The organism is Frigoribacterium sp. Leaf263 (genome assembly GCF_001422285.1).
GTDB lineage: Bacteria > Actinomycetota > Actinomycetes > Actinomycetales > Microbacteriaceae > Frigoribacterium.
Window position 1 is genome coordinate 547,489 of record NZ_LMMO01000003.1, and the last position, 21,519, is coordinate 569,007.

17 protein-coding genes are annotated in these 21,519 nt (G+C 71.4%); 5 read left to right on the plus strand and 12 right to left on the minus strand.

Annotated elements, in window-relative coordinates; genetic code table 11:
• Positions 1-18: 18 nt before the first annotated feature.
• Complete coding sequence (locus ASF17_RS06580; RefSeq protein ID WP_055796862.1) at positions 19-846, plus strand: oxygenase MpaB family protein; 828 nt, start codon at positions 19-21, stop codon at positions 844-846.
• 1,026 nt (positions 847-1,872) lie between these two features.
• Here the strand turns inward: ASF17_RS06580 and ASF17_RS06585 are convergent.
• From ASF17_RS06585 to rplU, 4 genes are all read right to left on the minus strand, one after another.
• Entirely contained in the window at positions 1,873-2,844 is a 972-nt protein-coding gene (locus tag ASF17_RS06585) for a phosphodiesterase (RefSeq protein ID WP_082475118.1), read from the minus strand.
• Between the two features lie 219 nt (positions 2,845-3,063).
• Positions 3,064-4,239 carry an alcohol dehydrogenase catalytic domain-containing protein gene (locus ASF17_RS06590; RefSeq protein WP_055796865.1) on the minus strand — a complete coding sequence of 392 codons (1,176 nt, stop codon included), beginning with the start codon at positions 4,237-4,239 and terminating at the stop codon, positions 3,064-3,066.
• A gap of 129 nt (positions 4,240-4,368) precedes the next feature.
• Complete coding sequence (gene rpmA / locus ASF17_RS06595; protein ID WP_082475119.1) at positions 4,369-4,728, minus strand: 50S ribosomal protein L27; 360 nt, start codon at positions 4,726-4,728, stop codon at positions 4,369-4,371.
• A 28-nt stretch (positions 4,729-4,756) separates the two neighbouring features.
• Positions 4,757-5,161: a 50S ribosomal protein L21 gene (gene rplU / locus ASF17_RS06600; RefSeq protein WP_082475120.1), complete on the minus strand. Its 405-nt coding sequence runs from the start codon at positions 5,159-5,161 to the stop codon at positions 4,757-4,759.
• Positions 5,162-5,247: 86 nt separating this feature from the next.
• On the opposite strand from rplU, the gene ASF17_RS06605 reads away from it, so the two are divergent.
• Positions 5,248-5,991, plus strand: a complete 744-nt coding sequence (locus ASF17_RS06605; RefSeq protein ID WP_055796871.1) for a hypothetical protein — start codon at positions 5,248-5,250, stop codon at positions 5,989-5,991.
• Positions 5,992-6,056: 65 nt separating this feature from the next.
• Entirely contained in the window at positions 6,057-6,767 is a 711-nt protein-coding gene (locus ASF17_RS06610) for an SGNH/GDSL hydrolase family protein (protein WP_055796874.1), read from the plus strand.
• Here the strand turns inward: ASF17_RS06610 and ASF17_RS06615 are convergent.
• The 7 genes from ASF17_RS06615 to ASF17_RS06645 all read right to left on the minus strand — a co-directional run bounded on the left by ASF17_RS06615 (position 6,740) and on the right by ASF17_RS06645 (position 16,597).
• Positions 6,740-7,171, minus strand: coding sequence for a DUF779 domain-containing protein (locus tag ASF17_RS06615; RefSeq protein ID WP_055796878.1), 432 nt, complete (start codon positions 7,169-7,171; stop codon positions 6,740-6,742). The two genes, ASF17_RS06610 and ASF17_RS06615, sit on opposite strands and share 28 nt — an antisense overlap.
• A complete protein-coding gene (gene exaC, locus ASF17_RS06620) occupies positions 7,171-8,712 on the minus strand; it encodes an acetaldehyde dehydrogenase ExaC (protein ID WP_055796881.1) in 1,542 nt (513 codons plus the stop codon). The genes ASF17_RS06615 and exaC overlap by 1 nt, the downstream gene beginning before the upstream one ends.
• Positions 8,713-8,813: 101 nt before the next feature.
• Positions 8,814-10,097, minus strand: a complete 1,284-nt coding sequence (locus ASF17_RS06625) for a GAF domain-containing protein (RefSeq protein WP_055796884.1) — start codon at positions 10,095-10,097, stop codon at positions 8,814-8,816.
• Positions 10,098-10,244: 147 nt separating this feature from the next.
• Positions 10,245-11,483: a D-mannonate dehydratase ManD gene (gene manD / locus ASF17_RS06630; protein WP_055796887.1), complete on the minus strand. Its 1,239-nt coding sequence runs from the start codon at positions 11,481-11,483 to the stop codon at positions 10,245-10,247.
• A 185-nt stretch (positions 11,484-11,668) separates the two neighbouring features.
• A complete protein-coding gene (locus tag ASF17_RS06635; RefSeq protein WP_055796890.1) occupies positions 11,669-12,004 on the minus strand; it encodes a TraR/DksA family transcriptional regulator in 336 nt (111 codons plus the stop codon).
• On the minus strand, positions 12,001-13,023 hold the full coding sequence (locus ASF17_RS06640) for a glutathione S-transferase family protein (protein ID WP_055796893.1): 1,023 nt from the start codon (positions 13,021-13,023) through the stop codon (positions 12,001-12,003). Before ASF17_RS06640 ends, ASF17_RS06635 begins: the two co-directional genes overlap by 4 nt.
• Positions 13,024-13,147: 124 nt before the next feature.
• Complete coding sequence (locus ASF17_RS06645; protein ID WP_055796897.1) at positions 13,148-16,597, minus strand: DNA polymerase III subunit alpha; 3,450 nt, start codon at positions 16,595-16,597, stop codon at positions 13,148-13,150.
• A 113-nt stretch (positions 16,598-16,710) separates the two neighbouring features.
• On the opposite strand from ASF17_RS06645, the gene ASF17_RS06650 reads away from it, so the two are divergent.
• Positions 16,711-18,081: an FUSC family protein gene (locus ASF17_RS06650; protein ID WP_055796901.1), complete on the plus strand. Its 1,371-nt coding sequence runs from the start codon at positions 16,711-16,713 to the stop codon at positions 18,079-18,081.
• 204 nt (positions 18,082-18,285) lie between these two features.
• The gene (locus tag ASF17_RS06655) at positions 18,286-19,650 is read left to right on the plus strand and encodes a glucose-6-phosphate dehydrogenase (protein WP_055796904.1); all 1,365 of its coding nucleotides are present in this window, start codon (positions 18,286-18,288) and stop codon (positions 19,648-19,650) included.
• 73 nt (positions 19,651-19,723) lie between these two features.
• On the opposite strand, the gene ASF17_RS06660 is transcribed toward ASF17_RS06655, so the two are convergent.
• Positions 19,724-21,511: a glycoside hydrolase family 15 protein gene (locus tag ASF17_RS06660; RefSeq protein WP_055796907.1), complete on the minus strand. Its 1,788-nt coding sequence runs from the start codon at positions 21,509-21,511 to the stop codon at positions 19,724-19,726.
• Positions 21,512-21,519: the final 8 nt, after the last annotated feature.

A 21,519-nucleotide genomic window follows, 5' to 3' on the forward strand; every position in this document is an offset into this window, starting at 1 on the left:
GGGCCGTAGGCTGACCGGATGAGGCTTCCGTGGACACTGCGCGGTTCCGACGTGCGGGGCATCTCCGACATGGCGGGGGAGTCGGTGCTCCTCGCCGGAGGCGGCCGGGCGATCCTGCTGCAGCTGGCCCACCCCGCCGTGGGGCACGGCGTCGCGGACCACAGCGACTTCGCCGACCGACCGCTCTCGAGATTGCACGGCACGATGACGTATCTCTACGCGATCGTCTTCGGGACGCCCGCCGAGCGTGCGCACGTCCGGCGCGAGGTCGGGCGCGCGCATCGGCCGGTGCGATCCGGGCCCGACGCCGACATCGTCTACGACGCCTTCGACCCCGAGCTGCAGCTCTGGGTCGCAGCCACGTTGTACGACTCGGCGATGACCGTGTTCGAACGCGTCCACGGCCCGCTTCCCGGCCCCGTCGCCGACGCCCTCTATCAGGAGTACGCCGTGGTCGGAACGGCCCTGCAGATGCCCCGCGAGCTGTGGCCCGCCGACCGGGCGGCCTTCGGGCGCTACTGGGACCATTCGCTCGCCACCCTCGTCGTCGACGATGCGACGCGCTCGGTCGCGCAGCGGCTGCTGCACCCGGCAGCGGCACCGTGGTGGCTGCGCGCCGTCATGCCCGTCGCCCGCCTGGTCACCGCGGGGTCCCTCCCGCCGGAGGTGCGTCGGCAGTTCGAGTTGCCGTGGGACGCCCGGGCGGCCCGGCGCTACGACCTGGTCATGGCCATCGCTGCGGCCGTCGTGCCGCATCTGCCGGCTCGGCTGCGTCATGTGCTGCGCGACGGGTACCTGCGGCGGATGCGCGTCTCCATGGCCTCGGATCCGGCGCGCGCCGCCTGACCACCAGCCGGCCGTGCGCAAGAGGCCCATGGGCTCTCGCCGGCCGCCGCGGGCTGGCTGCCTCGCGCCGGCCGCTTCGGGCCGGCCGGCTCCAGCCCGACGGTCCTGAGCCGGCCCAGGGCCGGCCCGACCCGCGCCGCGCCGCGCCGGCAACCTCGTGCCGACCCGGAGAGGCAGCCGCCGACGCCTCAGGCTCGACTCGACCGCGGGTCCGCCCCGTCCCGCGGCGCGGTTTCGCCTCGTCTTCGAGTGTCGCTAACTCCTGCCGCCTGCGCTCGTGAGGCCGGAAAGGCGGACCGACGACTCCCGCGTCGTACCGGAATCAGGACTTGCCGACGCGATGGCCGAGGTTGCGTCGAGGCTGGTCGTCCCCTGACTCTGTGCCACGCCGTCGGCAACTCCGGCTCTGTGCGCGCGCGGGGCGACGGCAGCCGGTACGGCGGCGTCGGGGGTGCAGTGGGCAGGAGTTGCCGTCCGGGCGGGACGGCGGGCGCCCGGCTGGTTCGGGGTGCCGTCGCTGTCGGCAACTCCGGTGCTGTGCGTGCGAGGTGTGTCGGCAGCCGGTGCGGCGGCGTCGGGGGTGCAGTGGGCAGGAGTTGCCGTCAGGGCGGGACGGCGGGCGCCCGGCTGGTTCGGGGTGCCGTCGCCGTCGGCAACTCCGGCTCTGTGCGCGCGCGGGGCGTCAGCAGCCTTTACGGCGGAGTCGGGGTGCAGGGAGCAGGAGTTGCCCACCACCGGGCGGGACCGCGGGTGCCCGGCTGGTTCGGGAGTGCCGTCGCCGTCGCCGTCGGCAACTCCGGCTCTGTGCGCGCGCGGGGCGTCAGCAGCCGGTCCGGCGGCGCGGAGGACGCAGGGGGCAGGAGTTGCCGACGGGGATGGGTCGGGAGCGACGAGGACGGGTCGGGCACGCTGACGGGTGCGGCAAGACGTCCGGGGCGTCCGAGCCGCGCGGAGGCGAGCCCGTCCGAGCCGCGCGGAGGCGAGCCCGTCCGAGCCGCACGGAGGAGAGCCCCGCGCGGCGACGGCTCAGAGGGTGTCGATCGGCCCGGTCAGCGCGAAGTCCTGCTGCACGGGAAGGGGCACCGGAGCGGTGTCCGTCGCGCGGTGTCGCGGCGCAGCCGGGGCGATCCGCACGCCGGCCAGGGCGAGGCGTTCGGCGACCACGTCGGCCGGGACCCGCTCGCCCACCGTCTCGTAGGTGCCGATCGGCACGACCGAGTGCACGACCGCGCCGTCGTAGACGTGCACGAGGTTGAACGACTGCGCTCCGTCGCGCCCCCGGGTGCCTCCGCCTGCGGCGTTGAGGTCCTGCGTGTAGCAGGTGGCCGAGGCCACGGAGACGGGGATGCCGGCGAAGACGGTGTTCGTCGAGTAGTGGAGGTGCCCCGCGATGATCGAGCGCACGTCGCTGCCCTCGACGACCTCGGCCAAGGCGGCCTGGTCGCGCAGCTCGACGAGGGCGGTGAGGTCCTGCACGCTCGGAACAGGCGGGTGGTGCATGGCGATGATGGTGCCGTCGGGCGCATCGGTGCTGAGCTCCTCGGCCAGCCAGTCGAGCTGTTCGCCCGTGAGCTCGCCGTGGTGATGCCCGGGGACGGTCGTGTCGAGGGTGATGATCCGCAGACCGTTGACGTCGTAGACGAGGTCGACCGGCCGCTGCGACGGGAGCTGCCCGAAGAGCTGCTCCCGGAACGCACCGCGCTCGTCGTGGTTTCCCATGGCCCAGATCACCTGGGCTCCGAGTCGCTCGGCCATGGGCTCGACCAGGGCGCGGAGCTTGCGGTAGGCGTCCGGTTCGCCCTTGTCGGCGAGGTCGCCGGTGAAGACGATGGCCTCCGGGTGGTTCCCCGACGCCTCGATCTCGGTGACGATCTGCCGCAGTCGGGCTGCGCTGTCGACCGCTCCGTAGAGGGCGCCGTCACCTCCGACGAGGTGCGTGTCGCTGAGGTGCAGGATGAAGTGGTTCGGCCTGGGGTGTTCGGCCGTCCGGAGATCCATGGTTCTCTCTTCGATGTCGCCGACGCGGGACCGGGAGGAGACCCGCGTTGTTGATTCGATGCCTAGTCCATCATCGGATTGCTCCGGATGTCATGAACGACGGTACGCGTTTCGGTTAACGGTCTGCGAACTCGACGGATTCCCGGGCGTGCCGGACGTGGCCGCCCCCTCGACCCGAGGAGGCGCGGGTCGAGGGGGCGGCCGGAGGGCCGATCGGGATCAGGGCTTCAGGACGACCTTGATGCAGCCGTCGTCCTTGTTCTTGAAGACGTCGTACATGGCGGCGGCCTCGGAGAGCGGCACGGGGTGGGTCACGAGGTCCATGGTGCCGAGGGGGTCGGACGGGTCCTCGACGAGCGGCATCAGCGTGTCGATCCAGTGCTGGACGTTGCACTGGCCCATCTTGATGGTGATCTGCTTGTCGAAGAGCGTCAGGAACGGCGTCGGGTCGGCGGTCCCGCCGTAGACGCCGCTGAGCGAGACGGTGCCTCCTCGACGGACGATCTCGAACGCGAGGTGCATGGCGCCGAGGCTGTCGATGCCCGCCTTCTGCATGACGGCCTGTCCGATGGGGGAGGGCAGTGCGGCGGCGAACTTCTGGACGAGGCCGATGCCGGCGTGCTCGTGGGCCTCCATGCCCACGGCGTCCACGACGGAGTCGGGTCCGCGGTCGTCGGTCATGCCCTTGACGACGTCGGCGACGTCCTTCGTCAGGTCGAGGACCTCGACGCCGTGCCGGGCCGCCATGTCGCGACGCTCGGCGACGGGGTCGATCCCGATGACGCGGTATCCCTTGTGGACGCCGATGCGGGCCGCGAACTGCCCGACCGGACCGAGCCCCAGGACGACGAGCGTGCCGCCGTCGGGCACCTGCGCGTACTCGACGCCCTGCCAGGCCGTCGGCAGGATGTCGCTGAGGAAGAGATAGCGCTCGTCGGGGAGCTCGTCACCGACGCGGATGAGGTTCGCGTCGGCGCGGGCGATGCGCAGCTGCTCGGCCTGTCCGCCGGGGACCTGACCGTAGAGCTTGCTGAACCCGTAGAGGGTCGCGCCGGAGTCGAACTCGGTGACCTGGGTGGTCTCGCACTGGGAGAACAGACCGCGGTCGCACATGAAGCAGTGACCGCAGGCGATGACGAAGGGGACGACGACGCGGTCGCCGACCTTGATGCGGCTGACGTCGGAGCCGACGTGGGTGACGACGCCCATCGTCTCGTGGCCGAGCACGTCGCCCTTGTCGAGGAACGCGCCGAGTGCGTCGTACAGGTGGAGGTCGCTGCCGCAGATGGCGGCCGAGGTGACGCGGATGACGGCGTCGGTGGGTTCGATGATCGAGGGGTCGGGCACGTCTTCGACGGAGACGTTCGTGACGGACTGGAAAGTGAGTGCCTTCATCCGTCCCGTCTACGCGGTCCGGCACCGCGCCTCCTGAGCGAGGGGTACAGGCGGTCGGCTGCGGCACAGGAACGCCTCAGGGCGACCGGACCGTGGTCCGATCGCCCCGAGGCGCGTGCTGGTGCCGACCTACGCGGTGGCGCCGGCGACGATGTTGACGACCTTGCGGCCGCCCTTGGTGCCGAACTCGACCGAGCCGGGGGCGAGGGCGAACAGGGTGTCGTCGCCGCCGCGGCCGACGTTGGCGCCGGGGTGGAAGTGGGTGCCGCGCTGGCGGACGATGATCTCGCCGGCGAGGACGACCTGGCCGCCGAAGCGCTTCACGCCGAGGCGCTGGGCGTTGGAGTCGCGGCCGTTACGGGTGGACGATGCGCCCTTTATGATCTCGCCGGCGAGGACGACCTGGCCGCCGAAGCGCTTCACGCCGAGGCGCTGGGCGTTGGAGTCGCGGCCGTTACGGGTGGACGATGCGCCCTTTTTGTGTGCCATGTGTTCTCAGCTCCTGGTGGTCGCGGTGCTACTTGGTCGTGATTGAGGTGATCTTGACGCGGGTGAGGTCGGCACGGAAGCCCATGCGGCGCTTGTACCCGGTCTTGTTCTTGTAGTTCTGGATGACGATCTTCGGGCCGCGGATCTTGACGCGGGTGAGGTCGGCACGGAAGCCCATGCGGCGCTTGTACCCGGTCTTGTTCTTGTAGTTCTGGATGACGATCTTCGGGCCGCGGAGGTCGTTCAGGACCTCGCCCTCGACCGTGACCTTGGCCAGGTCGTCGCCGGAGAGGATCGTGTCGCCGTCGACGTGCAGGACGGGGACGAACGAGACGGTGTCGGCGGTCGCGGCCTTGAGGCGATCGACGGTCAGAATCGTTCCGACCTCGACCTTCTCCTGACGGCCACCGGCGCGCACGATTGCGAAAGCCATGGGAACTCCAAAGTGTGGGGGTGTGACGCCCGGACTGCCGGGCGACGTCGTGGTGCCGTGATGGCAACTTCGATAGTCTTTCACAAATGTCACGATCGATCAAACTTCGCCGGCCCCCGCAGTTCACCGCCGAGATCGTCGACGACGCCCGGGAGCGGCTCCTCGATCTGCTCGACGACCTCAAGCGGCTCACCTCGGAGCACGCCGACGACATCGAGGTCTGGGGATCGGCGGTGACGGCCGCCGGGTGGGAGATCGCGAGCCTCGGCCAGTGGCTGGGGCTCGAGGGCGAGGCGGTGCTGCTGCTGGGGGGCGCCTCCTACCCCGAGATCGCGGAGCACCAGGGAACGAGCGCGTCGGCCGTCTACGCACGGGTCGGTCGCTCGTTGACCCTCGCCCCGTACGCGCAGGCGTCGGGTGCCGACGGGGCGATCACCCGCGTCGCGGCCGAGGGCCTCGACCACGCGAGGGCGGAGTACCTGCAGGAGGCGCGAGTCGACGAGGAGGGCCCGTCGGGTGATGCAGGCGCTGACGTCGGCGACTCCCTCGCCGACCGGATCCCGGAGATCCTGCGGGGCGGCGAGCTGCGCACCGCGGCCATCGTCGAGGCGCTGCCGGACTACCGGCGCAGCAGCGTGCTGTCGACGCTGAGCGTCCTCGCCCGCCAGGGGCGGGTCGCTCGGGTGGGCCACGGCGTGTACGCCCTCCCGCAGCGCAGGGCAACGCCCGAGCACGAGCTCCAGTCCGAACCCGAACCCGAACCCGAACCCGCGCACGCGCACGCGCACGCGCCCGCACCCGAGCCCGACCGGGCGGGCCCGGTCGACTGAGGCGGCGTCCGGCCCGCACGTCGGGCGGGGCGATGCGCAGGTCGAAGATGACCTAGGCTCGACGAATGGCCTCAGGACACCGCCCGCGACCGAAGCGATCACGACGGGGCGGCCCGCTCCCGTACATCGGGCTCGCGGTCCTCGCCGTCGCGGCCGTGGCCTTGACCGGTCTCGCCCTCACCGCCACGCGTCCCTCCGACGCCGGCGGCTCTCCCTACGCCTCGGCGTCGTCGACGCCGCCGGCGGTCACCGTGTCGATCCTCGGCGACTCGCATGCGCTCGCCGCCGGCAGCTGGTGGCGTCAGACGGTCGAGGCCGGGGCTGTCGACGGCGCGAGTCAGGGCGCGTTCGAGGCGTACGAGGGGGCCACGGCCGCCGACCTCGTCGAGCACCTCGACGCGGCGACGGCCGACGGCGGCCTCGTCGTCGTGCAGGCCGGCACGTTCGATCTCGCGGCCGGGCGCACGGCCGGCGAGACGGCCACCGACGTCGCCGCCCTCTGGCAGGGCGTGCTCGATCGGGGCGCGACGCCGGTCGCCGCCCTGCTGCCGCCCTCGGGAGACCGGGGCACGGACACCGTCGACGTCAACACGCGGCTCAGCGAGGGGGCGGCGGACCGGGGGATCGACGTGCTCGACCTGACGACCCCGGTGGAGGGCGGCGAGGGCGACTGGAAGTCCGGGCTGACCGATGACGGCATCCTGGCGAACCCGACCGCCGCCGCCCGCATGGCGCAGGCGGCGGACGATCAGCTCAGCGCGCTCGTCGAGGGCTGACCTCGCTCCTCCGGTGCTCCGGCCAGGTCGAAGGCCGTCAGCTCGGCGTCGTCGAGCAGGCGCGACCTGATCAGGAAGCGCCGTCCGTCCGGGGACTCGATCGAGAAGCCGGCGCCGCGACCCGGCACCACGTCGATGGTCAGGTGCGTGTACTTCCAGTACTCGAACTGGCTGCGCGACATGTGCACCTCGATCGGATCGAGACCCGCGATGCGGAGATCGCCGAGGTGGACGTCGACGGTGCCGAGGCGGAAGAACCCGACGGGGTAGCACATCGGCGAGGAGCCGTCGCAGCACCCGCCCGACTGATGGAACATCAGCGGACCGTGCCGGGCCGTGAGATCCACCAGGAACGCGGCGGCCTCGGCGGTGACGTCGACCCGGGACGGGCTGGCGGTCGGCATCAGAAGAACCCCATCGGGCCGTCCGCGTAGCTGACCAGCAGGTTCTTCGTCTGCTGGTAGTGATCGAGCATCATCTTGTGGTTCTCGCGCCCGATGCCCGACTGCTTGTACCCGCCGAACGCCGCTCCGGCCGGGTACTGGTGGTACGTGTTCGACCACACGCGACCGGCCTGGATGTCGCGCCCGGCGCGGTAGAGCTGGGCGCCGTTGCGGCTCCACACCCCGGCACCGAGGCCGTAGAGGGTGTCGTTGGCGATCTTGATGGCGTCGTCGTAGTCGCTGAAGCTCGTCAGCGACAGGACGGGCCCGAAGATCTCCTCCTGGAAGATGCGCATCGAGTTGCGGCCCTCGAAGACGGTGGGGTTCACGTAGTAGCCGTCGGTGAGGTCGCCGCCCAGATCGGCCCGGTCTCCGCCGATGAGCAGCTTCGCGCCCTCCTGCCGGCCGATGTCCATGTAGCTGAGGATCTTCTCGAGCTGGTCGTTCGAGGCCTGGGCCCCGATCATCGTGTCGATCGACAGGGGGTTCCCCTGCTTCACCTTCCTGACCCGGTCGAGGCCGTCGGCCGTGAACTGGTCGTAGATCGACTTCTGCACCAGCGCCCGTGAGGGGCAGGTGCAGACCTCTCCCGAGTTCAGGTTGAAGAACGAGAAGCCCTCGAGGGCCTTGTCGTAGAAGTCGTCGCGTTCGTCGGCGACGTCCGCGAAGAAGACGTTCGGGCTCTTGCCGCCGAGCTCGAGGGTGACGGGGATGAGGTTCTCGCTCGCCATCTGCATGATGAGCCGCCCCGTCGTCGTCTCGCCGGTGAACGCGATCTTGCGGATGTTCGGGTGACTGGCCAGCGGGGCGCCGGCCTCGACGCCGAACCCGTTGACGATGTTGAGGACGCCCGCCGGGAGGAGGTCCTTGACGAGGTCCATGAACACGTGGATGGAGGCCGGGGTCTGCTCGGCGGGCTTCAGCACGACGCAGTTGCCGGCGGCGAGGGCGGGGGCCAGCTTCCACACCGCCATGAGCAGCGGGAAGTTCCAGGGGATGATCTGCCCGACCACGCCGAGCGGTTCGTGGAAGTGATACGCCACGGTGTCGCCGTCGATCTCGCCGGTCGAGCCCTCCTGGGCGCGGATGGCGCCCGCGAAGTAGCGGAAGTGGTCGATCGCGAGCGGGACGTCGGCGGCGAGGGACTCGCGGATGGGCTTGCCGTTGTCCCACGTCTCGGCGACGGCGAGCATCTCGAGGTTGGCCTCCATGACGTCGGCGATCCGGTTGAGGATGATCGACCGTTCGGCGATCGTGGTCCTCCGCCAGGTGTCGAAGGCCCGCCACGCGGCCTCGACGGCCTTGTCGATGTCGGCGGCGTCGCCCCGGGCGACCTCGGTGAAGACCTTGCCGTTCACCGGGCTCGGGTTCTCGAAGTACCGTCCGCTCGCCGGTGCGACGTACTCGCCGCCGATGAAGTGGTCGTAGCGCGCCCGGAACCGGACCTTCGCGTCGGGCGTGCCCGGCGCCGCGTAGGTGGTGGGAGGGGTGGTGACGGTCATGGCTGTCCCTTTCGACGTCGTCGTCGGACCGGTCGCGATGCGACCGGGGGCGGCGGGGTCCGCCCACCGCTCGGCGGCAGACTATGCGGGGCGGGGTTGCATCAGGTTGCGATCGCGTCGCGGCGGCCGGAGAGCGCCTCGAGGCGCGCGACGACCCCGGCGCGGCGGGGCGAGTGCGGGGCCAGCCGCCGCAGCAGCTCGAGCAGCACGGTCTCGTCGTCATGACCGGTGGGGGCCTCGGCGAAGGCGGTGAGCGCGTCGGTCGAGCCCGCCGCCAGCACGGCGTCGCGGAGCCCGGCCCGCGCCTCCGCCCGGAGCTCGACGACTCCCGGCGCGGTCGACGACGGCAGCACCGGTCCCCGGTCGGCCCGCACGGCCGCGCGATGCGAACCCCGGCCCAGGAGCGCGGCGAGGTCGTGGAGGTCGAGGGCCACGGGCCGGGGCAGCCGGTAGGGGCGCGACAGGGGGACGAGCGTCGGATCGACGGACTCGACGACATGCCGCAGCCGCACCATCTCGGGGCGCAGCGTCGTGACGGCGTCGACGTCGCCGTAGACGGCGTCCGCGAGGTCGGCGGCCCGGTACCCCTCGGGTCGGTGCGCCAGCAGCAGCAGGATCTCGGAGTGCCGGGCGCTCAGCACCGTGCGCCGTCCGCCGACGGAGAGCACGGCCTCGTCACGGCCGAGCGCGGCCAGGCGCGCCGGCGCGGGCGTGCTCTCGGGCGCGAGTGCGAGCTCGCGTGCGGTGCGACGGGGAGCCGAGGAGGCGCGGGTCGACCCGCCGGCGACCGCCGCCGCCCTCGAGAGCGCGAGGTGCGCCTCCATCGCCGCGACCGTCGCCCGGACCAGGGGCAGGGTCTGCGACCCCGCGGCCCGGGCGTCGCCCGTGATGTCGACGACCCCGAGGAGGCGCCCGTCGACGGGATCGTGGACGGGCACGGCCGTGCAGCACCAGGCCTGGACGCGATGATTCCAGTGCTCCTCGCCGCGGATCTGCACGCCTCGGTCGAGTTCGAGCGCCGTGCCGGGAGCGGACGTGCCGACCCGCGCCTCCGACCATCCGGCTCCGGCGACGAACAGCATGCTCTCGGCCTGCCGTCGCGCCGACGAGTCGCCCTCGACCCAGAGCAGTCGGCCGTGCTCGTCGCCGACCGCGACGAGCAGACCCGAGCCCTCGGCGTCGTCGACGAGCAGACGTCGGAGGACGGGGAGGACGAGGGCGAGCGGATGACCGCGCCGCCACGCCTCGAGGTCGTCCTCCGGAAGCTCGAGGCGGGGGAGCTCGTCGGGGTCGAGGCGGTGCCCGGCCGCCCGGCCCCACGACTCGCGGACGACCCGTCGCAGGGGCACGCCTCCTGCGGGGCCGGGGCTCGTCACGAGCGTCATCGAGCACCAATCGTCGTCGATCGGGCGGGTCGGCCGTGGTGCGGCGTCATCGCCGGGTGCTCACAGGGTACGTCGGAGCGGCCCGGGGCGGAAGGTCGTGTCCTGGGTGGACGACCGACGTGCCGGGCCCGGGCCGCCCGGCTCAGCTCACCAGTCGTGCACCGTGCCGTCGGCCAGCCGGTTGTAGGGCAGGTAGGCCTTCTCGTACGGGTACGCGGCCGCCGCCCGCTCGTTCAGCTCGACGCCGATGCCCGGCTGGTCGCCCGGGTGCAGCATCCCGTCCGTGAAGGTGAAGCTCTGCTCGAAGACCTCGTCCGTCCGGGCGCCGTGCTTCATGTACTCCTGGATGCCGAAGTTGTGGATCGCGAGGCCGAGGTGCATCGCGGCCGCCATCCCCACCGGGGAGATGTCGGTCGGACCGTGCATGCCCGACTTGATCTGGTACTGCGCCGCGTAGTCGAGCACCTTGCGGAGGTGGGTGACGCCCCCGGTGTGCGTGACCGCGCTGCGGACGTAGTCGACGAGCTGCTCGCGGATGATCTGCTGGTAGTCCCAGACCGTGTTGAAGATCTCGCCGATCGCCAGGGGAGTCGTCGTGTGCTGGCGGACGAGGCGCAGCGCCTCGGGGTTCTCGGCCGGGGTGACGTCCTCCAGCCAGAAGAGGTCGTAGGGCTCCAGGGACTTCCCGAGCGACGCCGCCTGGATGGGCGTCATGCGGTGGTGTCCGTCGTGCAGCAGCGGGATCTCGGGGCCGAACTCGTTCCGCACGGCCTCGAAGACCGTCGGCACGTGCCGCAGGTACGACCGGGTGTCCCAGTCCTCCTCGTTGGGCAGCGCCCCGCGCTGGGCGGGCTCGTGGTCGTAGCGGACACCGCTGTTGGCGTCGAAGGTCGCATTCGAGGCGATGCCGTAGATCGACTTCAGACCGGGCACCCCCGTCTGGATCCGGATCGCCCTGTAGCCCTGCTCCTGGTGGTCGCGGACGCTGTCGAACAGCTCCTCGAGGTCCTTGCCCGAGGCGTGACCGTAGGTCAGCAGGCCCGTCCTCGACGCCCCGCCGAGCAGCTGGTAGAGCGGCATCCCGGCGATCTTCGCCTTGATGTCCCAGAGGGCGACGTCGACGGCGGCGATGGCGGCCATGGTCACCGGCCCGCGACGCCAGTAGGCGCTGCGGTAGAGGAACTGCCAGGTGTCCTCGATTCGGGCGGGATCGCGTCCGATCAGCAGCGGCACGACGTGCTCGGTCAGATAGGCGACGACCGCGAGCTCGCGCCCGTTCAGCGTGGCGTCGCCGAGCCCCGTGACCCCCTCGTCGGTCGTCAGCTTCAGCGTGACGAAGTTGCGGTCGGGGCTGGTGACGATGACCTCGGCCTCATCGATCTTCATTCGGTCTCCTTCGACTGGATGGCTGCGCGGTGACGGAACCTCGCTTCTTCCAGCCTACGGAGGCGATGCGGCGTCGACTCGGCGAGGCACGGGCCTGCCGACCCGCGCCTCCTCGGCTCCCGGCTCCGCGCCTCCTCGGCTCGGGCCCCGTCTGCTGGCACTCGTCGCGGCGGGGGAGGGGCGGGTCACCGCGCGCAGTCGATGCAGAGCCTCGCGGTGGGCCGGGCCTCGAGCCGCGCCTCGCCGATGCGGGCGGAGCAGCGCTCGCACCGGCCGAAGGTGCCGGACTCGATTCGTTCGAGAGCGGCACGGGCGTCATCGGCCCGTTCCAGCGCCGAGAGCCGGATGGCGTCGAGCTGCGACCGTTCGTAGGCGATGGTCGACCCCTCGGGATCGTGCTCGTCGTCGACGTTGGCCGACTCGCGGGCCTCGGACACCGCCTCCATGTCGCGTCGCAGGCGGTCGGCCAGCGACAGGGCGTCGTCGCGGATCCGCTCGAGGCGGGCGACCGGCCCGATCACGGGGCGACGAGCGGGGGCACCTCTTCGCCGGCGCGGGGAGGAGCCGGGGGAGTGCCGTCGCCGAAGGGCCGTCCGCCGAGTCGCTCTCGGCCGTGCTCGGTCAGCCAGCCCGACGGGTCGGGTCCGGCGGGCACGATGCCGGTCGGATTGATGTCGCTGTGGACGACGTAGTAGTGCTTCTTGATCTGGTCGAAGTCGATCGTGTCGCCGAAGCCGGGGGTCTGGAAGAGGTCGCGGGCGTAGGCCCAGAGCACCGGCATCTCGGTGAGCTTGTTCCGGTTGCACTTGAAGTGGCCGTGGTAGACGGCGTCGAAGCGGGCCAGCGTGGTGAAGAGCCGGATGTCGGCCTCGGTGATCGTGTCGCCCACGAGGAACCGCTGATCGGTCAGTCGTCCGGACAGCCAGTCGAGGCGCTCGAAGAGGGTTCGGTAGGCCCGCTCGTAGCTCTTCTGCGAGCCGGCGAACCCCGCGCGGTAGACGCCGTTGTTGACGTCTCGGAAGACGACGGCGTCGACCTCGTCGATCTCGGCCCGGAGGTGCTCGGGGTAGAGGTCGGGCGCGCCGTCGCGATGGAACTCCGTCCACTCGGTGGCGAGGTCGAGGGTGATCTGCGGGAAGTCGTTCGTGACGACCTTGCCGCTCGGCACATCGACGATCGCGGGCACGGTGATCCCCCGCGGGTAGTCGGGCGTGCGCTTGAAGAACGCCTCCTGGAGCCGCTCGATGCCGAGCACGGGGTCACGGCCGTCGGGGTCGAGGTCGAAGGTCCAGCTGCGGGCGTCGTGCGTGGGGCCGGGCAGCCCGAGGGAGATCGCGTCCTCGAGACCGAGCAGGCGGCGCGAGATGACGCTGCGGTTCGCCCAGGGGCAGGCGCGGGCGGCGACGAGCCGGTACCGGCCGGATTCGACCGGCCAGCCGTCGCCGGCGTCGCGGGTGATCCGGTCTTCGATGTAGTTGGTGTCGCGGGTGTACTCCTGGCCGGGCTCGACGTAGGTGCCGTTCGCGTGCTGCTCGCTCATGCCGCCACCCTACGCACGCGCGGTCGGCAAGTCCTGTCCGGTGTCGCGGCGGGTGGCGACGCGCGGTCGTCGGGGGCGTGTGCGCGGCAGGGAGGAGGAGTTGCCGACGCGGGGTGGGTGCGGGTCAGGCTCCGGCGTCGTCCGAGCCGACGCCGACGCCGACCCCCGAGGAGGCGCGGGTGGCGCTCCACTCCCGCCACATCGTCTTGAGATCCCAGGCGTCGTCGGCCTCGAGCGAGATGCCGCGCTCGCCGGTGCGACGCGTGCGGCCCTTGATCACCATGAGCCGGGTGCCGAAGAGCAGCGACCCCGCACGCTGCTGGGCCTCGTCGAAGAACGTCGAGTCGGAGACGCCGCTGCCGTCGTCGAGGCTGATGAAGACGACGCGCCGACCGCTGCGCATCGGCGGGGTCTGGGTGGCGATGCGGATGCCCGCCACGAGCACCGTGGTGCCGTTCCAGTGGTCGCGCAGGTCGGCGGCCCGGACCACCCCGAGATCGTCGAGCATGGGCCGGTAGCTCTCGATGACGTGCTCGCTGACCTCCATCGAGAGGATGTCGAGCTCGGCGCTCACGCGGTCTCGGATGCCGACGTCGGGGGTGCCGGTGGGCACGGTGTCGGAGTCGTCGATGGCGAAGTCGAGCTGGTTCTCGACGTCCACCGCCCGTGGCCGCGTCGCCCGGCCGGTCAGCGCCCGCACCCGGGCCAGCACGTCGCCGCGGGTCCGGTCGGGTCCGGCGAGCGAGTCGAGGGCCCCGACCTGCGCGAGTCGCTCGAACAGGGATCTCGACGGCGTCGCCCGCTGCCAGAAGTCGGTGATGGACTCGTACGGGCGGCCGACGACGACCCGGGCGAGCTCGGCGTCGCTGATGCCGTGCACGTCGGCGAGCGACAGACGGATGCCCAGGTCGCCCGTGCGGGTCGGGGCGATCGGGGTGGCCGGAGGGCGCAGCCGCTCGACCTGGTAGACGTCGGTCGAGGCGTTGACGTCGAGCGGCAGCACCGGGATGCCCATCCGCCGCGCCTCGGTCAGCAGCAGCCTCTTCGGGTACATCCCCGGGTCGTGGGTGAGGACGCCGGCGAGGAACTCGGCCGGGTAGTGCGTCTTCAACCAGGCGCTCTGATAGGTGGGCAGAGCGAACGCCGCACCGTGCGCCTTGCAGAACCCGAACGAGCCGAACCCCTTCAGCACGGCCCAGACGCGGTCGATGTCGGCATCGGTGTATCGACGACGCCCGGTCTCGGGGTCGACGTTGGCCCGGGTGCGTGCCCTGAACGTCGACTCGAGGGCGTCGTCGTCGCCCTTGCCCATGTGCCGTCGGATCTCGTCGGCCTCGGCGAGGCTGACCTGCATCGTGGCCTCGAGGATCCGCAGGACGTGCTCGTGGTAGATCACGACGCCGTAGCTGTCGTCGAGGAACGACGCGAAGCTCGGGTGCACGTAGTCGGGGTGCTGGAACCCGTGCTTCGTGTCGAGGAACGGGGCGATCATGTTGCCCTTCATCGGGCCGGGGCGGAACAGCGAGATGTCGGCGATGAGATCGGAGTAGCGGTCGGGCTGCATCTTGCCGATCAGCTCGCGTTGCCCCGGGCTCTCGATCTGGAACATGCCGAGGGTGTGCGTGGTGCGGATGGAGGCGAACGTCGGCTCGTCGTCATGGGGGATCTCGTCGAGCTCGATGCGCCCCTGGCGGTCGACGTACCGGGCGTCGACGGGCAGCGCCCCCGCCACCGCGGCCCTCGAGCCGTTGACCCGCTCGATCTCGTCGAGGGCGTACGCCAGCGAGCTCTGCATGCGGACACCCAGCACGTCGAGCTTCAGCAGCCCGGCGTCGTTCATGTCGTGCTTGTCGAACTGGCTCATCGGCAGACCGATTCCGCTCGGCTGGACGGGGGTCATGCTGAGCAGGTCGGAGTCGCCGAGGATCACCCCGCACGGGTGCATCGAGATGTGCCGAGGCAGTCGGTCGAGCCGCTCGCTGAGATCGACGAGCAGGTCGATCTGCCGGTCGCTGCGCGCCAGCTCGGCGATCTCGCGCAGCTCGGGCTTCTCGGCCAGGGCCGTGCGCAGGTCTCGGGCGTTCGAGCGCCAGACGTTCTTGGCGACGAGATCGATCTGCTCGTCGTCGAGACCGAGGGCCAGACCGGCGTCGCGCACCGCGCCCCTGCCTCGGTAGGTCGACTGCATCGACATCAGCGTCACGCGGTTGCTGCCGTAGCGGTCGAAGATCGCCCGGTAGACCTCGTGCCTCCTCGCCGACTCCACGTCGATGTCGATGTCGGGCAGGGTCTCCCTCTTGTTGCCGAGGAACCTCTCGAACAGCAGGTCGTGCTCGATCGGATCGACGTTGGAGATCCGCAGCAGATAGGTGACGAGGCTGCCGGCCCCCGAGCCGCGAGCGGCGTTCCGGACCCTCATCTCGCGCATGAGCCTCGACACGTCGGCCACGGTCAGGAAGTACCCGGCGAACCCGAACCCGGTGATGATGCCGAGCTCGTAGCGCATGCGCTCCTCGACCTTCTCGCGCAGTTCGCGCCCCGCATCGCCGAACCGCTCGGTGACACCGGCCTCGGCCCGACGGAACAGCACCTGATCGGGGTCGCCGTCGACGCCCACGGCGCTCGGCTCGGGGACCTTCGGGCGACCCCAGCCGAGATCGGCGGCCGGATCGAGCCGGCACCGGTCGGCCAGCCTCTCGGTCGCCGACAGCATCTCGTCGGCGGCGCTGCGGGGCAGGGAGGAGGCGTCGGTCACCATCCGCGCGATGCCGCGCATCTCGCCGGCCCCCTTCAGGTGCGCCTGAGCGTTCGGCTGCGGACGGAAGCTGCCGAGAGCGGCGAGATGACCGGCCGAGTCGAGGACGTCGGCGGTGACCGCCTCGTCGGAGTCGAGATACCGCACGGCGTTGGTCAGCACGGCCGGCACCCCGACATGATCGGCCAGCTCGAGCATGCGGGCGGCGTGTCGGATGCTGCGGCTCTCGCCCGGCTCGGTCAGATGGCAGACGACCTCGACCACGACCCCTCCGGGCAGCATCGCCGCCCAGTCCGTCAACGCCGCCGCCGCCTCCGTGTGCCGACCCGCCTGCACCAGTCTGCCCACGTCGGAGTCGGGGCCGAGCAGCACCGTCGCCGCCGGCCCGGAGTCTCCTTGGACGAAAGCCCTGACCCTCGACCGGCCGATCGTCGCCACGCTGTTCGCGCTGCCGCTCGCCTTCTTCGTCGCCCGCCCGTGCGCGGCGCTGATCAGGCGGCAGAGGGCCGCCCACCCCGCCCCCGCCGGTCCGCCGTCGACCGCCCCGTGAGCGAGCACGACGATCCGCTCGACCGTCGAGCCCTCCGGGGCGGCGCCCGGCCGGTCGTCGCGGCACCCGAGCTCGACGCCGACGATGGGGTCGACGCCCGCCGCCCGGCACGCCCCGATGTGCCGGATCGCCCCGTAGAGGCCGTCTCGGTCGGTGATGGCGGCCGCGTCGGCCCCGCGTTCGGCGACGGCGTCGACGAGGGTCTTCGGATGGGCCGTGCCGTAGTGGGCGCTGAACGCCGACGCGACGCGCAGATGGGTGAAACGCATGACTCGTGCCTCGTGCTCAGACCCCCCGGCCGGGTCGGTTCGAACAGATGTTCGATCAGTGTACGTGCTGATGCGACCAGTCGGGGTCGCCGCCCGACTGACATCATCGGAGGATGACCGACCGCCCATCGACCCTCCGCCGGGACGCCCGCACCGTCGGGCACTGGACGCGCGTGCTGCTCGCCCAGCCGCGCCTCCTGCTCGCCGTGAAGACGGCGCTCGCCGCGGGCCTGGCCTACTGGATCGCCCCGCAGATCCCCGGGACGGCGGCCGACTACCCGTACTACGCGCCCCTCGGTGCGGTCATCGCCATGTACCCGACGCTGCGGGCCTCGCTGCGACAGGGCATCCAGGTGCTGCTGGGCGTCGTCGTCGGCATCGCCCTCGCCACGGCGGTCTTCGCCCTGCAGGAGGGGCCGCCCGGCGTCCTCGCCGTCGCCGCGCTGGTCGGCGTCGGCGTCGTGCTCGCCGGCATCCGCTGGCTCGGCGCCGGTCGCGACTGGGTGCTCACCGCCGGCCTGTTCGTGCTGCTGCTCGGAGGATCCGACACCGAGTCGTACGGCATCGGCTACATCGTCCAGCTCGGCGTCGGCGTCGTCGTGGGCGTCGTCGTCAACTTCGTGATCGTGCCGCCGCTGAACACCTCGCGTGCGGACACGCGGCTCCGTAGGGTCCGGCAGGCGCTCGCCGATCGAGCCGACGAGATCGCCGGGGTCTTCGAGACGCCCTGGCCCCTCGAGGACGATGACTGGGAGGACCGCGTCGGCGAGCTCCCCGCCACCCTCCACAGCGTCCGATCGTCGGTGCAGTACGCCGACGAGTCGCGGAGGATGAACCCCCGGTGGCTGCTGCGTCGACGCGATCTCGGCCGCGAGTACGCCGAACTGGCCGCGTTCGAGCGGGTCTCGTTCCATCTGCAGGACATCGCCGAGGTCTCGGGGGTCCTCGGCCGACGCATCGGCCGCCAGATCGGCATGCCCGACTCGCTCGCCCCGGCCGTGGCGCACACCCTCCACGGCGTCGCCGAGGTGATCAGGCGTCACGACTCCGACGCCGACGTGTTCGTCGAGGCCCGTCGTCGCATCGCCGACCTCTGGGAGGCGATCGACGCCCACCGCGACCGCCCCACCACCGACACCAGCGGCGGGGTCTCGATCGCCGTCTCGCTCGGCCGCATCGTCGCCGCCCTCGACCCCGACGACGGCACCGCCCCTCGGCCCGCCGAGCCGGACGTGAGCACGGCGGGTGGCGACACCGACGCCGAGGAGGCGCGCACGGGATCCGAGGACGCCGAGGAGGCGCGCACAGGATCCGAGGACGCCGACGGAGACGAGGCACCCGACGTGGACGACACCGCCGACGTCGACGACACCGCCGACGGCGACGCCGCCGACGTCGATGACACCGCCGACGGGGACGCCGCGGCCAGGGCGGCGGGCGACGACGACGCGCCCCGCGACACCGTCCGACGCGACGCCGACTGACGGGGTGCGACGCCCGTCGCCCAAGAGCAGTACGGTTGACCGGGCACCGACGCCGAGACGCGACCCGAGCCACGACCGGCCGGGGCGGTCGACGGGAATGCCCGTCCGCCCTGTGCGTTGACACCCGTGGCCCGAGCATCCCCACCCGCCGCCAGATCGACAAGCGACGACCCGTTCGCCGCCCTCATCCATGAAAGCCGCACAGTGACAGACACCACCACCCTCATCATCCTCGGAGCCAGCGGAGACCTCACCGAGCGTCTGCTGCTCCCCGGCCTCGCCAGCCTGCTGAAGAGCGACCGCGGAGTCGACGTGCAGCTGATCGGCACCGGCCGCAGCGAGCGGAGCCCCGAAGAATGGGACGACGTCGTCAAGACGGCGTTCAACGGCGACGCCGGCAGCGACCTCGCCAAGAAGACCCTCGCGTCGAGCCGCTACATCCAGGGCGACCCCACCACGGTCGAGCACCTGAAGGCCCTGTTCGATGCCAGCGAGGGCACCCCCGTGATGTACTTCGCCCTTCCGCCGGCGATCAGCACCCGCGTGATCCAGGCGCTCGCCGAGATCGACCTGCCCGACGGTCTCCGCCTCGCCCTCGAGAAGCCCTTCGGCTCCGACGAGGAGAGCGCCCGCGAGCTCAACGCCGAGCTGCTCAAGATCGTCCCGGAGGAGCGCATCCACCGCACCGATCACTTCCTCGGTCGGGCCACGGTGCTCAACATGATCGGCCTGCGGTTCGCGAACCGCCTCTTCGAGCCGGTCTGGAACAGCGAGAACATCGAGAAGGTCGAGATCTTCTACGACGAGGTCCTCGGTCTCGAGGGTCGCGCCCAGTACTACGACAAGGCCGGCGCCCTGATCGACATGATCCAGAGCCACCTGCTGCAGGTGCTCGCGGTCATCGCGATGGACGCCCCGTCGTCGATCGACTCGGTCGAGCTCCGCAGCGAGATCGCCCGCGTCCTCCGCGCCACCTGGGTCCGAGACGCGGACCCCGTCGCGTCGAGCCGTCGGGCGCAGTACACGGCCGGCACCATCGACGGCAAGGACGTCCCGTCGTACGCCGACGAGGACGGCGTCGACGTCGAGCGTCAGACCGAGACCCTCGCCGAGGTCGAGTTCGAGGTCAAGACGCGCCGCTGGGCCGGGGTCCCGTTCATCCTCCGCTCGGGCAAGGGCATGACCAAGATCCGCAAGGAGGTCCTCATCACGTTCAAGCCCGTCCCGGCGCTGCCCGAGGGCCTCAACGGTTCGTCGACGCCCGACACGCTGCGCATCGAGATCAGCCCCGAGACGATGGAGCTCGGCGTCACGACCAACGGCTCCGGCAACCCCTTCGACCTCGAGAAGTCGACCATGTCGGTCACGCTCGGCAAGCCCGAGCTCACGCCCTACGGCGAGGTCCTCAGCGGCATCTTCCACGACGACCCGACGCTGTCGATCCGCGGTGACGTCGCCGAGCGCTGCTGGGCCATCGTCGCTCCCGTGATCGACGCCTGGAAGGCCGGGCAGGTCCCGCTCGACACCTACGCGGCCGGCTCGACCGGTCCGTCGGACTGGCCCGCCTGATCCGTCCGCGTCGTCCTCCGTCGGCCGCCCCGCTCCCCGTGAGCAGGGCGGCCGTCGTCGTCGAGGGCGTCCCCTAGGAGGCGCGGGTCGACCGGGCGAGCGCGATCGCGTCCGCCGCCCGCACGAGCGCCAGGTGCGACAGCGCCTGAGGGGTGTTCCCGACGTGGCGGCCGGTCGCCACCTCGATCTCCTCCGAGAGCATGCCCACGTCGTTGCAGTAGCCGACCAGGCGGTCCATGAGGACGACCGCGTCGTCCAGGCGACCCGAGGCCGCGTACTGCTCGACGAGCCAGAACGAGCAGGTGAGGAACGGGTTCTCGGTGCCCTCCAGCCCGTCGACGCCGCTCTCCGTCCGGTAGCGCAGCAGCAGGCCGTCGTGCAGGAGGTCGCGCTCGATCGCGGCGACGGTGCCCAGCATGCGGGGGTCGTCGGCTTCGACGAAGCCCACCTGCGCGAGCTGCAGCAGCGACGCGTCGACCTCGGTGGTGTCGTAGTGCTGGGTGAACGTGCCGAGCTCGGCGTTCCAGCCGTGATCCTCGATGTCGGCCCTCACCTCGTCGCGGAGCGCTCGCCATCGGTCAACGGGGCCGTCCAGGCCGAACTGCTCGACGCCCTTGATGCCGCGGTCGAGGGCGGCCCAGATCATCACCCGCGAATGGGTGAAGTGCCGCACCTCGCCGCGGATCTCCCAGATGCCGCTGTCGGGTCGTGACCGGTTGTCGTCGACGTACTGCAGGAGGGCCCGCTGCAGAGGCCACGAGTACTCGTTCTCGTCGACCCCGAGGAGGCGCGCCTCGTGGAGTGCGATCATCACCTCTCCGAAGATGTCGCCCTGGTACTGCCGGTAGGCGCCGTTGCCCACCCGGACGGGGGAGGCGCCTCCGTAGCCGGGGAGGCCGTCGATCTCGCTCTCGTGGAGGTACCGCTCGCCCGCGAGGCCGTACATGATCTGGACGTCGGCGGGGTCTCCGGCAATCGCCCGCAGCAGCCAGCCACGCCATCGTTCCGCCTCCTCCGCGTAGCCGTGCAGGATGAGCGCCTGGAGGGTCATCGAGGCATCGCGGAGCCACACGTAGCGGTAGTCCCAGTTGCGCGACCCGCCGAACTGCTCGGGCAGACTCGTCGTGGCCGCGGCGACGATCCCGCCGGTGTCCTCGTTCGTCAGCGCGCGGAGGATGAGCAGCGATCGTCGCACCTCGCGCTCGTAGGCGGGAGGAGCGGTGCAGCGCGCGGCCCAGTCACGCCACCAGGCGGTGGTCTCGGCGATCCGGGCGTCCACGTCGATCGGCGTGGGCGGCGTGCGGTGCGAGGGGTACCACGTGAGGGTGAGATCGACGACGTCGCCGGCGGAGACGTCGAACCCGGCCTCGTGGGTGTGGTCGGTGGCGGTCAGCCGCGGACCGCGGACGACGACCGCGTCGGGCCCGGCCGTCGCGACCAGGGCGGTGCCGTCCGCCTCGACGACCTGTCTGACCCAGGGCATGGCGCTGCCGTACCCGAAGCGGATGGCGAGATCGACCCGCATGGGCACCGTCCCGGAGATGCCGGTGACCCGACGGACGACGTCGGCCCGTCGGTCGCCGAAGGGCATGAGGTCCGTCACCTCGACGACGCCGGTCGGCGTCCGCCAGCGGGTGACGAGCACGAAGGTGTCGTCGAGGTAGCTCCGGGTGGCGGTCGCCGCGGCGTCGGAGGGGGCGACCAGCCACCGGCCGGCGTCGTGGTCGCCGAGGAGCGCCCCGAACGTCGAGGCGGAGTCGAAGCGCGGCAGGCACAGCCAGTCGATGCTGCCGTCGGTGCCGACGAGGCATCCGGTGTGCAGATCACCGATCAGGGCGTAGTTCTCGATGGGCAGGGGCATGCGGCCAT

Excerpts from the sequence above, each read along its gene's own strand:
- ASF17_RS06580 (WP_055796862.1), top strand. The coding sequence starts at position 19 with ATGAGGCTTCCGTGGACACTGCGCGGTTCCGACGTGCGGGGCATCTCC.
- ASF17_RS06625 (WP_055796884.1), bottom strand. The coding sequence starts at position 10,097 with ATGACGCTCGTGACGAGCCCCGGCCCCGCAGGAGGCGTGCCCCTGCGA.
- ASF17_RS06645 (WP_055796897.1), bottom strand. The coding sequence starts at position 16,597 with ATGCGTTTCACCCATCTGCGCGTCGCGTCGGCGTTCAGCGCCCACTAC.
- ASF17_RS06605 (WP_055796871.1), top strand. The coding sequence starts at position 5,248 with ATGTCACGATCGATCAAACTTCGCCGGCCCCCGCAGTTCACCGCCGAG.
- ASF17_RS06590 (WP_055796865.1), bottom strand. The coding sequence starts at position 4,239 with ATGAAGGCACTCACTTTCCAGTCCGTCACGAACGTCTCCGTCGAAGAC.
- ASF17_RS06650 (WP_055796901.1), top strand. The coding sequence starts at position 16,711 with ATGACCGACCGCCCATCGACCCTCCGCCGGGACGCCCGCACCGTCGGG.
- ASF17_RS06585 (WP_082475118.1), bottom strand. The coding sequence starts at position 2,844 with ATGGATCTCCGGACGGCCGAACACCCCAGGCCGAACCACTTCATCCTG.
- rpmA (WP_082475119.1), bottom strand. The coding sequence starts at position 4,728 with ATGGCACACAAAAAGGGCGCATCGTCCACCCGTAACGGCCGCGACTCC.
- exaC (WP_055796881.1), bottom strand. The coding sequence starts at position 8,712 with ATGACCGTCACCACCCCTCCCACCACCTACGCGGCGCCGGGCACGCCC.
- rplU (WP_082475120.1), bottom strand. The coding sequence starts at position 5,161 with ATGGCTTTCGCAATCGTGCGCGCCGGTGGCCGTCAGGAGAAGGTCGAG.
- manD (WP_055796887.1), bottom strand. The coding sequence starts at position 11,483 with ATGAAGATCGATGAGGCCGAGGTCATCGTCACCAGCCCCGACCGCAAC.
- ASF17_RS06610 (WP_055796874.1), top strand. The coding sequence starts at position 6,057 with ATGGCCTCAGGACACCGCCCGCGACCGAAGCGATCACGACGGGGCGGC.
- ASF17_RS06615 (WP_055796878.1), bottom strand. The coding sequence starts at position 7,171 with ATGCCGACCGCCAGCCCGTCCCGGGTCGACGTCACCGCCGAGGCCGCC.
- ASF17_RS06640 (WP_055796893.1), bottom strand. The coding sequence starts at position 13,023 with ATGAGCGAGCAGCACGCGAACGGCACCTACGTCGAGCCCGGCCAGGAG.
- ASF17_RS06660 (WP_055796907.1), bottom strand. The coding sequence starts at position 21,511 with ATGCCCCTGCCCATCGAGAACTACGCCCTGATCGGTGATCTGCACACC.